A 13,719-nucleotide genomic window follows, 5' to 3' on the forward strand; every position below is an offset into this window, starting at 1 on the left:
GGAGCGTCAGGCGTCTTAACGCCGCGCCAGGTCAAACACCAGCACCTCGGCATCGTGGCCGTCGTGCAGGGTCAGCGTGGTTTCGCCGTCCAGCAAAGCGCCATCGCCACCAGACAGTGCGATGCCGTTGACTTGCAGCGCGCCCCGCGCCACGTGCACATAGGCCAGGCGTTCAGGGTTCAGCACTTGCGTGGCGGTTTCGCTGCCATCCAGCAAGCCTGCCCAGATGGAGGCGTCGGCGTTCATGCTCACCGAGCCGTCCTCTCCCCGGCGCGATGCAATGCGCACCAGGCGGCCCCGGCGGTCAGCGGGCGGGAAGTGTTTTTGCGCATAGCTGGGACGGACGCCGGTGAACAGGGGCTTGATCCAGATCTGCAGGAAGTGGGTGTCCTGGTCCTGCAGCGCGTTGAACTCGCTGTGCTGCACGCCCCAACCCGCACTCATGCGCTGCACATCACCGGGGCGCAGGATGCCGGTGGGAGCTGTTGGTGGTGTATCGCCTGGAGCCCCGGAGGCCACCGGGCCGCCAGCGTGTTGGCCAGCGCGCTCGTGCAGGTTGTCCTGGTGGGCGAGGGCGCCGTCGAGCACATAGCTCACGATCTCCATGTCGCGGTGCCCGTGTGTGCCAAAGCCTTTGCCGGGCGCCACCGTGTCGTCGTTGAGCACCAGCAGATTGCCATGGCCCTGGTGGCGCAGGTCAAAGTAGTCGCCGAACGAAAAGCTGTGGGCGCTGTGCAGCCAGCCGGTGGAGGACCGGCCCCGTTCGGAAGAGGGGCGGATGGTGATCATGGCCTGCCTCCGGGGATGCGCGTGCCCATGTTGCGCCGCAGGGGCCAGAGAGTGCGTGGAGTCGTGTGGGTGGTTGTCGCCATGGCGTCACTCTAAGGGCCGACGGGGCCGCCATCAATGGCTGGCGGGTCAACTCACTGTTCCGCGATTCAGTCCAATGCTGTGGGCCGGTGCGTTCACCCAGCACCGCTCCTTGCACAAGGGCGTTCGGTGCAGAAGGTCGAACCGCCGATCAGGCCAGCAGCAGCGCGGCCAGCATCAATGCACCGCCCACTGCCACCAGCGTCCATGAAGACTGCTGCTTCACAAACACAAAGCTGCTGGGGTCGTTGGGCATGTAGGCGATCTCGACCGGGCGATGGGCCTTGAATTCGGCGAGGATCTCTTCCGGGAAGCTGTGTTTCACCACCATTTGCTGGCCGCTGTCGGTCTTGTAGTGGAACTCGGCGGTGTAGGTGGAAGAACCGCTTTTCTTGAACTCTGTGTACTGCGTAATGGGCTCGACCACGGCGTGTTTGCCGAGCTTGAGCGTTCTCGAAAGCTCGGACCGCTCCTGCATTCCAAAAGCAACGAACACGACCCCGGCGAGAACACCCGCGATTTTGAACAGCAGCTTGCCTTGTTGGCGCGAGTGTAAGGGCTCTGCTTGAAGATAAGGAAGAGGCTGCCGGCGATGCAGTTGCGCTGGCTTTACCGCCCCACAAACTGCGGGCTCTGGCGCTGGTGAAACGCCTCCACCCCTGCGCGGAAGTCTTCGGTGCCTGCGCAGTGCACAAAGGCGTCCTTTTCAGCGGCCAGTTGCTCGGGCAGCGTGTGGTCCATCGACGCGCGCATCAGGCGCTTCATAGCGCCGTAGGCCAGCGTGGGGCCGTTGGCCAGGCGCTGGGCGAGGGCGGCGGTGACGCTGCCCAGCTCGGCGCCGGGCACCACGCGGTTGACGAGGCCCAGGCGCAGCGCGTCGTCGGCTGTGAAGGCCTCGCCCAGCAGCGCGATCTCCAGCGCCTGGCGCACGCCCACGCTGCGTGGCAGCGCCCACGAGGCGCCCACGTCGCAGCTGGTGCCCAAGTTGATGTAGGCCAGGTTGAAGCGCGTGCCTTCCGCAGCGATCACGTAGTCGGCCATCAGCACCAGGCTCAAGCCTGCACCGGCGGCCGCCCCATGCACCTGGGCGATGACCGGCGCGTTCATCTGCGCGAGCAACTGCAGGGCGGCATTGAGTGGCGTGAGGATGTCGATGGCGCCCTGCACCGGATCGGCGCGCAGCGTGGCCAGGTCGCCCCCGGCCATGAAGCCCCGGCCGCTGCCACACAGCACCACGGCGCGCACACCGGGGTCGGCAGCTATGGACTGCACAGCGGTCAGAAAGGCATTGGCCATGGGCACGTCGATGGCGTTGAGTGCCTCGGGGCGGTTGAAGCGCAGCGTGGCGATGGTGCCGTTGCGCTCCAGGAGCAGCGGCTGCTGTGGAGAGGGCGCGGACGGTGCATGGGAGGATGCTGCAGGGTCTGTGGCGGTATTTTTCATGTCCAATCCGCTTCAAGCGCCAGTGGATATTGCGCTATCAGCTCCTGTTTTGATAGTAAATGGGTCCCCATGCGCCGAGCCCTGGGCTATTGGTACAGCGCCTCGATCTCGGCCGCATAGGTTTTGTAGATGCTCGCGCGGCGCACCTTCATCGTTGCGGTCACCTCGCCGTCGTCGTGGTCCAGCTCTTTGGTGAGCAGGTGGAACTTGCGGATCTGCGAGACCTGTGCGAGGCGCTGGTTGCCCTGGTTGATTTCGGCGTCGATGAGGACACGCACCTCGGGGTGTTCCACCAGCGAGCGAAAGTGTGTGAACGGAATGCGCCGTGCCTCGGCCCACTTGCCCACGGTCTCGTAGTCGATCATCACAAGTGCGCCGACGAACTTGCGCGCCTCGGCCACGATGATGCATTCCTTGATGAAGGGGCTGCCCTTCATGGTGTTCTCGATCTCGGACGGCGTGAGGTTCTTGCCACCGGCGGTGATCATGATGTCCTTGAGGCGGTCCACGATCTTGATCTGGCCGTGCTCCTCGCGCACCACGTCGCCGGTGTGCAGCCAGCCGTCCACGATGCTGCTGGCCGTGGCCTCGGGGTTCTTGTAGTAGCCCGCGAACACCATGTCGCCTTGGATCTGGAGTTCTCCGTTGTCGGCAATGCGGTGCTCCACGCCCAGCGTGGGTACGCCCACGGTACCCACCACCACATGGTCCAGACGGTGGCCCGTGACCATACCGGTGGATTCGGTCAGGCCATACACCTCGATGAGCGGCACGCCCAGCACGCGGAAGAAGCGCACCACGTCGGGCGGAATGGGTGCGGCGCCGGTGAGTGCCACATGGGCATTGCGCAGGCCAATGAAGTTCTGCAGCGCGCGGAACACCAGCCAGTAGCTGGCGGCATACGTGAGCTTGTCGGCAGCGCTCCAGGCACTGCGCGGCTTTTCGGCCAGGGGCTTGCAGGCGTTGTAGGCCTTGTGGAACAGCGCGCGGCGCAGGCCCCCCGTTTCCTGCAGCTTGATGTGGATGGCGGCGTGCAGCTTTTCCCAGATGCGCGGCACGCCCAGGAACATGGTGGGCGCGACTTCGCGCAGGTCTTCCTGCACGGTGCGGATGGATTCGCCAAAGTTCACCTGCGAGCCGATGTACACGGGAACAAAGCTGGTCAGCATCTGCTCGGCCACATGGCACAGCGGTAGGTATGACAGGTGCGTGGTGCCTTGCGACAGCTCCAGCCGGTCCACGATGCCCGGCACCACACCCCGGATGTTGCGGTACGAAATCATCGCGCCCTTGGGCTTGCCGGTGGAGCCCGAGGTGTAGATCATCAGGCCCACATCGTCGAGCCGCTGGCGCGCCAGGGCATCGTCGATGACCGCTTGTTGGCCCGACGCCGCACCCAGCTGCTCCACCTCGTCAAAGGTGGTGATGAACTGGCGCACCTCGGGCGCAAAGCTGCGCAGGCCCTTGGTCTCCATGACCACGATCTTTTTCAGGCGCGGCAGCTCGGGCAGTGCGGCCAGCAGCTTGTCGGTCTGCTCCTGGTCTTCGCAGACCATGATCTCGATGTCGGCATGGCCCACCACATAGGCCACCTCGTTGGTTGGGCTGGTGGGGTACACGCCCACCGTCACGGCGCCCACCAGGCCCGCGCCCATCTGGGCCAGCACCCATTCGATCCGGTTCTCCGAGATCACACCCACATGCCCACCCGCAGGCAGGCCCAGTGCCTTGAGGCCCAGGCCGAAGTGGCTGGCGCGCTGGTGGTACTGCGCCCAGGTGAAGGGCTTCCAGATGCCGAAGTCCTTTTGCCGGATGGCGATGCGCTGCGCGTCGGTGCGCGCGCGCTCGCGCAGCATCTGGGGCAGGGTGAGGTCGGGGAGCGTCATGACAGCCATCTTTTGCGGCGCTTGTAGTGCTTGATCTCTTTGAAGCTCTTGGCCTCGCCACCCCCACCCATGCCGAGGTAGAACTCGCGCACGTCAGGGTCGTTGGCCAGGCGCTCGGCCGTGCCGTCGATCACGATCTTGCCGTTCTCCATGATGTAGCCCCGGTGCGCCACGGCCAGCGCCACGGTGGCGTTCTGCTCCACCAGCAGCATGCTGGTGCCGCGCTCGGCATTGATGCGCGCGATGATGGTGAAGATGTCTTCGACCAGCTTGGGAGACAGGCCCAGCGAGGGCTCGTCGAGCAGGATGAGCTGGGGCTGCGCGATGAGCGCGCGGCCAATGGCCAGCATCTGCTGCTCACCGCCCGATAGATAACCGGCCAGGCCCTTGCGCCGCTCGTGCAGGCGCGGGAAGTAGCTGTAGACCAGATCAAAGTCCGGCGTCGCATCCTTGCGCCCCGTGAGCGCATAGGTCGCTGCCACCAGGTTCTCTTCGACCGTGAGGTCTTCGAACACGCGGCGGCCTTCCATCACATGGCTCAGGCCGTTGCGCACCAGCTGCTGCGGGGCCACGGCGGCTGTGGGCTGGCCGTTGAAGTGGATGCTGCCGCTTTCGACCACACCATCCTCCAGCGCCAGCAGGCCCGAGATCGCCTTGAGCGTGGTGCTCTTGCCCGCCCCGTTGCTGCCCAGCAGCGCCACGATCTGCCCCCGCGGCACGGCCAGCGACAGGCCGCGCAGGGCCTGTACCACCTTGTTGTAGATGACCTCGATGTTGTTGACTTCGAGGACGTGGGCCGGGGTTGGCTGGGTCATGGCAACAGCAGGGTCAGAGCTTGATCCAGTCGGAGGCGGCCACCATCTTCTGGGCCTTCATGTCGGCGCGGTACACGCGGCCTACGGGGATCGAATTGCCGCTGATGGTGATCGGCACACCAATCAGGCCACCCGTGTCGAAGTCCTTGATGGAGTTGAGCGCAGCCTTGAGGTTGGTACCGGTGAGCGGCTTGCCCGCATCCAGGCAGCGCTTGGCCGATTCGGTGAACAGCATGGCCGCCAGGAAGCCCTGGATGTAGGCCGTGCTCTGGTACTCGGGGCGCATGGCACGGATCTTCTCCAGCATGGGCGCCTTCTCGGTGTCGTAGTAGTAGCGGTAGGGCATCACGCCCATGAAGCCGTCGGCGGCCTCGCCCATCTTCATGACGGTGGAGCTGTCCATGGTCCAGAAGGTGCCCATCCATTTGCTGGTCATGCCCTGTTGCTTGCCCTGGGTGATGAACTCGGGGATGGGGGCGAGGATGTAGCCGTGGAAGATGGTGTAGTCGGGCGCTGCGCGGCGCAGCTTGATGACCTCGCCCGACACGTCCACGCTGCCGGCGGGCGTCATGATCTTGATGGGCACCGACAGGCCCAGTTGCTTGGCCATGGCTTCGCTGGACTCGATGGGGTCGCGGCCGAATTCCGAATCGGAGTACACGAAGGCCACCTTGGCACCGGGCTTTTCCTTGGCGATGTGCTTGAGCAGGATGCCGAACATCTCGGTGTAGTCGGGGCCCACGAGGAACTGGTTGGGGTACTTTTTGGGGTCGTTGAGTTCGGTGGCAAACGACGCGCCGGCCATGAGGATGTTGCCGTTGCGGTCCAGCTCGGGGTTGATGGTTTTGGAGAAGCCCGTGGAGTCGCCGTAGTACAGGTTCACCTTGTTCTGGCTGGTGATCTTCTTGAACGCCGCCACCGACACATCGACCTTGTAGCCCGTGTCTTCGGGCACGTACTTGACCTTGCGGCCCTTGATGCCGCCCGCGTCGTTGAGCATCTTCACGTAGTCGCCCATGCCCGCGTTGATGCCCACGCCCGCAAACGCGAACACGCCGGTGAGCGGGATGGAGCCGCCGATCACGATCTCTTCAGCGCCTTGGGCCAGCACCGACAGCGGGCTGGTGAGGGCAGCGGCGCCAGCGGCTCCGAGCAAGAGTTGGCGGCGCTGGATGGAAGTGCGTAGTGTGTCCATAGTTGTCTCCATTTGATTTAGTTGCGGAAGGGCCAGAGATGGAAGAAACGGCGGACGCGCCGCCACACTTCGGCCAGGCCATGGGGCTCGAAGACGAGAAAACCGATGATGAGCAGACCAAAGATGACCGTGCGCACGGGCGAGAGGAACACCGTGAGTTCGCTGCCGCCGGGCATCAGGTCCACCACGAGCTTGAGCAGCTCGGGCACCATGGTCATGAACACCGCGCCCAGGATGCCGCCCAGGATGGAGCCCATGCCGCCGACGATGATGGCCGCGAGGAAAAAGATGGACATCAGCAGCGGAAAGCTCTCGGGCGTGACCACGCGAAAGAAGTACGCCCACAGCCCGCCCGCTACCCCCGCATAGAACGACGACAGCCCGAACGACAGCAGCTTGTAGCGCAGCAGCGGTATGCCCAGCACCTCGGCCGAGATGTCGCGGTCGCGAATCGCGATGAAGGCACGGCCCACGCGCGTGCGGAACAGGTTGGCCGCGCCCAGCAGCATGAGGAGGGTGACCGGCACGATGAGCCAGTACAGGCGGAACGAGGTGTCGAGCGCCATGCCGAACAGCTTGGCGGGCGGCACGCTCAGGCCGCCGGTGCCGCCAGTGAACTTCCAGTTGGCAAAGATGAAGTGCGCGATGAACGATGCGGCAATGGTGGCAATCGCCAGGTACAGCCCCTTCACGCGCAGCGAAGGGATGCCCACCACGATGCCGCCCAGCATGGCGACAAAGCCACCGGCCAGCAGGTTGAGCACAAAGGGCGTGCCCACCTTGGTTTCCAGCACGGCCACCGTGTAAGCCCCCAGGCCCATGAAGGCGGCCTGCCCCAGGCTGACCAGCCCCGTGTAGCCCGTGAGGATGTTGAGCCCCGTGGCGCTGGCCACATTGATGCTGACCAGGCAGGCCAGGTAGAGCCAGTAGTCGCTGGCCATGAAGGGGAACAGCACCAGCAGCGCAGCGCCCACGGCCAGCCACACTTTTTGCGTGCGCGAGTCGAACAGCGCCGCGTCGGCGATGTAGGTTTCCTTGAGGGTTCCGATGCGCATGGGTCAGGCCTGCCGCCGGGCCGCCCCAAGGGAGGCCTGCGCCCCCTTGGGGGGCAGTGAATACACGAGGTGATGAACGTGGGGGTTCATGTTTTTACAGTCTCTCGATTTCGTGGGTGCCGAACAAGCCATAGGGCCGCACCAGCAGCACCGCAACCAGCACGATGAACGTGGCCAGCAGCTTGTATTCGCCACCCAGGTAGGCCCCGGCCAGCGCCTCGATCAGGCCGATGAGGATGCCGCCGACGAGCGCGCCCAGCACGCTGTCGAGCCCGCCCACGATGACCACCACCAGCACCGACAGTCCGAATACGCCCATGCTGGACGAGATGCCGCCAATCGAGCCAACGATGATCCCGGAGATGGCAGCCAGCATGGCCGAGGCCACCCAGGCCAGCGAGAACACACGCGGCACGTTGATGCCCACCGAATACGCGGCGGCCTGGTCGCTGGCCGTGGCACGCAGGGCCACGCCGCCGCGCCAGAAGCGGAACACCACCAGCACGGCTGCGATGAAAACGACGGCAATCACTGCACCCCAGAACACCTTGGGCGCGAGGAACGCGTCACCCACCATGATGGGCTGCGTGGGCATGAAGTCGGGCAGGCGGCGCTGGTCGGCCGTCCAGATCATCTCCACCAGGCCCACCAGCACCGAGGCCAAGCCCACGGTGACCATGAACACGGAGATCGGCGGCTCGCCCAGCAGCGGGCGGATCATGGTGCGCTCGATCACCGCGCCCAGCAGGCCCGTGCCCAGCACGGCGGCGGGGATGGCCAGCCACAGCGGCAGCGCAAACATCGATGCGAAGGTGAAGAACAGGTAGGCGCCCACCATCAGCAGCTCGCCAATGGCGATGTTGACCACGCGGGTGGCCTTGTAGACCATGACGAAAGCCAGTGCGGCCAGTGCGTAGAGACCGCCCCCGGCGATGCCGGTGAGGCTGATCTCAAACAGGTAGGCCCAGTCCATCATGCGGCTCCCTGCGGGTTGGTGGAGTGGCTGCTGGCCTGCAGCCTGGCGCGCAGGTCGCCCACATCGCCAGCGCCCAGGTAGGCGCGGATGACCTCGGGGTCCGCCTGCACCTGCGCGGGCGTGCCCTGCGCGATGACCTGGCCGAAGTTGAGCACCACCACGTGGTCCGACAGGTCCATCACCATGCCCATGTCGTGTTCGACCATGAGTACCGTCACGCCCCATTCCTCGCGCACATCGAGGATGAAGCGCGCCATGTCTTCGGTCTCTTCGCGGTTCATGCCGGCCACGGGTTCGTCCAGCATCAGGATCTGCGGCTGCATGGCGAGGGCCCGCGCCATCTCCACGCGCTTTTGCAGGCCGTAGGGCAGGGCCGAGACGGGGGCGTGGCGGATGTGGTCGATTTCGAGGAAGTCGATGATGCGCTCCTCGATGTCGCGGCGCAGTTCGGCCTCTTCGCGGCGCGCGCGGCCGAAGTACAGCAATGCATCAAGCACATTGGTTTGGAGGTGCGCGTGGCGGCCCAGCTTGATGTTGTCGAGCACCGTCATGCCGCGAAACAGCGCGATGTTCTGAAAGCTGCGGCCCAGGCCCAGCTTGGCGCGCTGCGGTGCGGGCACGCGGGTGATGTCTTGCCCCTGAAAGCGTATGGACCCCTGGCTGGGCCGGTAAAAGCCCGAGATGGTGTTGAACAGCGAGGTCTTGCCCGCACCGTTGGGGCCGATGACGGCGGTGATGGAGCCGGGCTGCACATCAAACCCCACGCCGGTCAGCGCCTTCACGCCACCGAACGCCAGGGTCACGCCCTGCACCTGCAGCAGGGGCGTGGCAGCAGCGGGGCCGGAAGGGGTTGTCTCCATTGGCTTTCTAATACGGGTTGACTGCAGCTTTTGACAGAAATTTCGATGGAACCCAGCGCAAATTTCCTACTTGTGCGTAAACTGTTTACTCGCAAGTAGATTCTGGAAGCCGCGACCCTCATCAGCATCCGTACTTTCCCGAGGAACTGCCATCCATGCCCCACGCCAAAGTGGCAACCCGCCGCCGCAGCGCCACCCCCACCGCCGCAGCGCCGTCTTCTGCACCCGCTGCCACACAGGTCAAGCTGGCCAAGCCGGTCAAAAAAACCGCGAAGGTTGGGTCGGCCCCAGCCGCCCCTGCGCCAGCCCCGACCGCTGCGGCGTCTCCCTGGCCCCCGGTGTCACACCGCGAGCGCCAGCGCGAGGCCAAGCGCAATGCCGTGCTGCAGGCAGCGGCCCAGCTGTTCAACGAACGCGGCTTTCACGCGACCTCGCTCGACGACATCGCCGCGCGGCTGAACGTGACCAAGCCAACGCTGTACTACTACGTGAAGAACAAGGACGAGATCCTGCTGCAGTGCGTGAGCAAGGGGCTCACGATGATGCTGGAGGGGATTGACGCCTCGCGCGCTGCGGGCGGCAAGGCCATTGACCAGCTCATGACCTGCATGCAGGTGTACGCGCGCATCGTCACCATGGACTTCGGCATGTGCCTGATCCGCGTGGGCGACGAGCAGCTGCCCCCCGAAAGCCGCAAGGAGCTGCGCCGCCTGAAGTCCGCCATCGACCAGGAATTCCGCCGCCTCGTGGCCGAGGGCGTGGCCGAAGGATCGCTGCAGCCCTGCGACCCGAAGATGACGGCCTTTGTGATTGCCGGAGCGCTCAGCTGGATCGGCCGCTGGTACCAGCCCGATGGTGAATACACGCCCGAGCAGGTGGCGCAGCAGTGCATTGCGACGCTGTGTGATGGGGTGTTGCGGCGGCCAGCGGACAGCACTGCGCTGCATGCCTCTGTCATGCCCGCCCCCAAGTCCAGGGCGGCGAGAGGCACAGCCAAGGCCGCCGTCCGGCCTGCTGGGGGCTGATATTTCGCCTCGGGCGTTTATTGGAGTCAAATGGGTCGCTAGCGCACGTTGAGTAAGCGCTAGCAGCTATCTATTTGATAGTGATGGCGGTTGGTTCGCTACTCTTACGCCGCAGCCTGCTGCAGTTCCAGACCCTGCAGCGCCTGGAACAGTTGCTCCACCTTGTTGCCATCAAACACGCCATCCGGCCCTTGGGCATGGATATCGGTGAATGGTGACTCATAGAGTCGAGCGGCGGGCATGGCGCCGTGCTCGGTCAGGTGCTGCACGATTTCTTCGATGAACTGCAACTGGCTGGCGCTGGCCTGGCCCGCGCCAATCAGAGTCGAGAACGCTGCCATGGCCGCCTCGCGGTCCAGCCCGACCAGCGAGCGCACAAACACCGGCAGGCTGGTGTGCAGCGTGCGCGCACGATCGATGTCGCCGTCCGTGCCGCCCGCTTCGTGCAGCAGGGCTTCCAGCTCTTGCAGGTCGGCGGCCGTGAGGGGCTGGTTGCGGCGCAGCTTGTGCAGCGCCAGCCGATCTTCGTGGGCGCGCAAAAAGACCTTGGCCTTGGCGCGAAAACGGTCAAAGTCCACCGCGCTGGCCACCAGGGGCAAATCTACTTCGCCGGTCTCGCCAATGGCGTCTTCAAAGTCGGTGTAGACCACCTTGCGGCTGCTTTTTTCGATGAGCTTGATGAGGCCGCGCAGCTTGCGCCGCGCCTGCTCCAGCATGGGCAAGGTCACGTCCTGCCACCACTCGTCGCCCGCCACGGCCTCGATCAGCAGCAGGTGCTCGCGCACGGCGGGGATGTTCGCTTTCTCCAGCAAACCATTGGCCAGTTGCTGCACCTTGGTTTGCAGCCGCGCCAGGGCTGGTTCGCTGCGCAGCAGGGCCAACTCAGTGTTTAGCAGCAGGGCATCAAAGCGTTTGGCGTCTTCGTCATCGTCGCGTACGGCGGTGGGCAGGCCCGACAGGTGCGTGGATACCTCGGCCAGTTGTTCGGGGCTGGGGCGCTTCCATGCATCCGGCTGCGCCCACGCCTCTACCCAGCGGCGCTGCGGGCGCACCACAAAGTTGTCGAGCGACATGCCCGCCACCATGCTGTGCAGCAGATCAGCGGTGTCGCGGCGAATGGCGGCCTCGGTCAGCACAGGCGATTGCTGTGCCTCATCGGCCACGCCGTTGCTGCTCAAACGCTTGTCCAGCACTTCAATCAACTCCAGCCGCGCATTGAACAGGCGCTGTGACAGTGGCTGAGCCACCGCGCCTTCACTACCCTCCAGCTCCTGGCTGAAAAACTCCAGGTTCTGGCAGAAGTCGAAGATGAAAAAGTCTTTCTTGTCCTGCCCCGGCCCGTACAGCTCAGGGCACAACCGCGTGCCGCGCCCCACCATCTGCCAGAACTTGGCCTTGGAGCGCACGATCTTGAAGAACACCAGATTCACCACCTCGGGCACGTCAATGCCGGTGTCCAGCATGTCCACCGAAATCGCTATGTGCGGGGCATCGTTCTTTTTGGAGAAGTCATCGATGAGCGACTGCACGTACTCCGTCTTGAAGGTGATGGTGCGCGCGAACAGGCCTTTGTATTCGGGGTAGTTCGCGTCAAAGCGCTGCTGGATGAACTCGGCGTGCCGCTGGTTCTTGGCAAAGACGATGGTCTTGCCCAGCCGGTCGCCGCCCGCCACCTTGTGGCCGCGTTCCATCAGCAGGGCCAGCATCTTGTCTACGGTGTCGGTGTTGAACAGCCACTGATTGACTGCCTCGGCGCTCACTTCGTCGGGGGCCTCACCGCCTTCTTCGTCCCACTCCAGCGCATCCCACTGGTCTTTTTCGTCATCGCTCAGTTCGTCGTAGCGAATACCCTGGCGCTGGAACTTCAGCGGCACCGAAATCGCCTTGGGTGGGGCCAGGAAGCCCTCTGCAATCGCGTCGTCCAGGCCATAGGCATCGGTGGGCACACCGCTTTCAAGGCCAAACAGGCTGTAGGTGTTGCGGTCGATCTCGTCCTTGGGCGTGGCTGTCAGGCCCACCAGCAGGGCGTCAAAGTAGCTGAAGATGGCGCGGTACTTTTGGTAGATGGAGCGGTGCGCCTCGTCCACCACGATCAAATCAAAGTGCCCCACGCCAAAGCGGCGCTGGCCGCCTGTACCCGCATTGGCGCTTTCGTTGATGAGCCCCATCATCGTGGGGTAGGTGGACACGTACACCCGCCCCTCGGTGGCGCGGTCGGTCACCAGGTTTACCGGCGCCGCATCGGGCAAGTGGGCCTTGAAGGCATTCACCGCTTGGTTCACCAGCGCCACGCGGTCGGCCAAAAACAGCACGCGCTTGGCCCAGCCTGCGCGCATGAGCAAGTCCACCAGCGCAATCACCGTGCGGGTTTTGCCCGCGCCCGTGGCCATCACCACCAGGGCCTTGCGGTGCTGGTCGCGCTCAAAGGTTTCGGCGATGCGGCGAATGGCGCGCTGCTGGTAGTGGCGCTCCACAATGCGCGCCGCAATCGGCAGGCTGGCCAGCGGCTTGCGCGTGGTGCGGCGCTGGTGCATCAGCTCCAGTTCGTCCTTGGTGTGAAAGCCTTGCACCGGGCGCGGCGGGCTGGTGGTGTCGTCCCACATCCAGTGTTCATAACCGTTGGTGCTGTAGATCACGGGGCGGTGGCCGGTGCTTTTTTCCAGGCAGTCGGCATACAGGCGGGCCTGCTGCTGGCCCTCTTGGGCACTGCGACGGCTGCGCTTGGCTTCCACAATGGCCAGGGGGATTTCGCCACTCCACAGCACGTAATCCACAAAGCCCTTGCCTTGGCCGTTGGGCATGCCCTGCACTTCAAATTCACGGTCGCGCTTCTGGTCCAGCGCCCAGCCCGCTTCTTTCAGCAGCAGGTCAATGAACAGGTCGCGCGTGGCGGCCTCGTTGTAGTCGTGGGCGGTGGCGGGTTGCGCGGCGTTGGCGGCCTTGGCGGCGGCAATCTCGGAGCGGTAGCGGGCCAGTTCCGCATCCAGTTCTGCATTGCGGGCAGCGGCCTCGCGCAGGGCGGCGTCGCGCTCTGCCAGGGCCTGGGCTTGTTGGGCTAGCGCCTCTTGCGCGGCGGCCTGGGCGGCACGGCTGGCCGCTTGTTCTTGGGCAGAGTCGATAGCGGCAGGGCGTGGCAGCAGATCGGCGCGAAACTGCAGCCCCGCCGCAGGCCGGTCACCCACGCGGCGCGCATAGTGCTGCGCCATCCAAAAGGCCACATGGAACAGCTCGCGCAGTGCGTTCAGCGCATCTTGCTGCGGCACCGGGCGTGCGTGGTGCACCGCCTGGTTGCCCAGGCGGCGGATCACATCCATCTTGGCGTGTACCGCCGGGCCCACCAGTTGCTGAAAACTGGGCTCGAACAGGTAGGCCGACAAATCCGCCTTGTACGGCATACGCAGGCTGCCGCCCCGGCCCCCTTCGGCCTGGTACAGCCAGGCCACGGCCAGCTCCAGCGTGCGGCGGGCGTAAAAGCAGGCGGTGCGCGGGTCGGCGTGGGCAGCGGCCTCGGCACGGCGGGCTTCGGCCAGCAGGTCGGGCCAGTCGGGTTGCAGGAAGCCGAAGTTCGATGCAGCGCTATAGCTCACGGGGTTG

The 13,719-nt window shown here is 64.9% G+C and carries 11 protein-coding genes; 1 reads left to right on the forward strand and 10 read right to left on the reverse strand.

Translation table 11 applies throughout. The features are described 5' to 3' along the window. Positions 1–15: 15 nt before the first annotated feature. The 9 genes from C380_RS00295 to C380_RS00335 all read right to left on the reverse strand — a co-directional run bounded on the left by C380_RS00295 (position 16) and on the right by C380_RS00335 (position 9,100). On the reverse strand, positions 16–789 hold the full coding sequence (locus C380_RS00295) for a pirin family protein (protein ID WP_015011887.1): 774 nt from the start codon (positions 787–789) through the stop codon (positions 16–18). Between the two features lie 232 nt (positions 790–1,021). Further along, positions 1,022–1,366 carry a hypothetical protein gene (locus C380_RS00300; protein ID WP_148279898.1) on the reverse strand — a complete coding sequence of 115 codons (345 nt, stop codon included), beginning with the start codon at positions 1,364–1,366 and terminating at the stop codon, positions 1,022–1,024. Positions 1,367–1,479: 113 nt separating this feature from the next. After that, positions 1,480–2,313 carry an enoyl-CoA hydratase/isomerase family protein gene (locus tag C380_RS00305; RefSeq protein ID WP_015011889.1) on the reverse strand — a complete coding sequence of 278 codons (834 nt, stop codon included), beginning with the start codon at positions 2,311–2,313 and terminating at the stop codon, positions 1,480–1,482. Positions 2,314–2,399: 86 nt separating this feature from the next. Further along, positions 2,400–4,199: a long-chain fatty acid--CoA ligase gene (locus tag C380_RS00310; protein WP_015011890.1), complete on the reverse strand. Its 1,800-nt coding sequence runs from the start codon at positions 4,197–4,199 to the stop codon at positions 2,400–2,402. After that, positions 4,196–5,014, reverse strand: coding sequence for an ABC transporter ATP-binding protein (locus C380_RS00315; RefSeq protein WP_015011891.1), 819 nt, complete (start codon positions 5,012–5,014; stop codon positions 4,196–4,198). The genes C380_RS00310 and C380_RS00315 overlap by 4 nt, the downstream gene beginning before the upstream one ends. A 13-nt stretch (positions 5,015–5,027) precedes the next feature. Beyond that, positions 5,028–6,209 (reverse strand): ABC transporter substrate-binding protein, encoded by a 1,182-nt coding sequence (locus C380_RS00320; RefSeq protein WP_015011892.1) that lies wholly within the window; start codon positions 6,207–6,209, stop codon positions 5,028–5,030. 17 nt (positions 6,210–6,226) lie between these two features. Then, positions 6,227–7,264 (reverse strand): branched-chain amino acid ABC transporter permease, encoded by a 1,038-nt coding sequence (locus C380_RS00325; RefSeq protein WP_015011893.1) that lies wholly within the window; start codon positions 7,262–7,264, stop codon positions 6,227–6,229. 94 nt (positions 7,265–7,358) lie between these two features. Beyond that, complete coding sequence (locus C380_RS00330) at positions 7,359–8,240, reverse strand: branched-chain amino acid ABC transporter permease (protein ID WP_043565023.1); 882 nt, start codon at positions 8,238–8,240, stop codon at positions 7,359–7,361. Then, positions 8,237–9,100: an ABC transporter ATP-binding protein gene (locus C380_RS00335; protein ID WP_015011895.1), complete on the reverse strand. Its 864-nt coding sequence runs from the start codon at positions 9,098–9,100 to the stop codon at positions 8,237–8,239. Before C380_RS00335 ends, C380_RS00330 begins: the two co-directional genes overlap by 4 nt. Positions 9,101–9,255: 155 nt before the next feature. Here C380_RS00335 and C380_RS00340 point away from each other — a divergent pair, with 155 nt between their 5' ends. Further along, positions 9,256–10,125, forward strand: coding sequence for a TetR/AcrR family transcriptional regulator (locus tag C380_RS00340; RefSeq protein ID WP_015011896.1), 870 nt, complete (start codon positions 9,256–9,258; stop codon positions 10,123–10,125). A gap of 104 nt (positions 10,126–10,229) precedes the next feature. Here C380_RS00340 and C380_RS00345 read toward each other — a convergent pair whose 3' ends face one another. Continuing rightward, complete coding sequence (locus C380_RS00345) at positions 10,230–13,712, reverse strand: DEAD/DEAH box helicase family protein (protein WP_015011897.1); 3,483 nt, start codon at positions 13,710–13,712, stop codon at positions 10,230–10,232. Positions 13,713–13,719 lie beyond the last annotated feature (7 nt).

This window comes from Acidovorax sp. KKS102 (assembly GCF_000302535.1).
Lineage (GTDB): Bacteria > Pseudomonadota > Gammaproteobacteria > Burkholderiales > Burkholderiaceae_C > Acidovorax.

What these genes read in the sequence shown, in the direction of transcription:
- C380_RS00315 (WP_015011891.1), bottom strand. Translation starts at nt 5,014, where the DNA reads ATGACCCAGCCAACCCCGGCCCACGTCCTCGAAGTCAACAACATCGAG.
- C380_RS00305 (WP_015011889.1), bottom strand. Translation starts at nt 2,313, where the DNA reads ATGAAAAATACCGCCACAGACCCTGCAGCATCCTCCCATGCACCGTCC.
- C380_RS00340 (WP_015011896.1), top strand. Translation starts at nt 9,256, where the DNA reads ATGCCCCACGCCAAAGTGGCAACCCGCCGCCGCAGCGCCACCCCCACC.
- C380_RS00320 (WP_015011892.1), bottom strand. Translation starts at nt 6,209, where the DNA reads ATGGACACACTACGCACTTCCATCCAGCGCCGCCAACTCTTGCTCGGA.
- C380_RS00330 (WP_043565023.1), bottom strand. Translation starts at nt 8,240, where the DNA reads ATGATGGACTGGGCCTACCTGTTTGAGATCAGCCTCACCGGCATCGCC.
- C380_RS00295 (WP_015011887.1), bottom strand. Translation starts at nt 789, where the DNA reads ATGATCACCATCCGCCCCTCTTCCGAACGGGGCCGGTCCTCCACCGGC.
- C380_RS00335 (WP_015011895.1), bottom strand. Translation starts at nt 9,100, where the DNA reads ATGGAGACAACCCCTTCCGGCCCCGCTGCTGCCACGCCCCTGCTGCAG.
- C380_RS00310 (WP_015011890.1), bottom strand. Translation starts at nt 4,199, where the DNA reads ATGACGCTCCCCGACCTCACCCTGCCCCAGATGCTGCGCGAGCGCGCG.
- C380_RS00325 (WP_015011893.1), bottom strand. Translation starts at nt 7,264, where the DNA reads ATGCGCATCGGAACCCTCAAGGAAACCTACATCGCCGACGCGGCGCTG.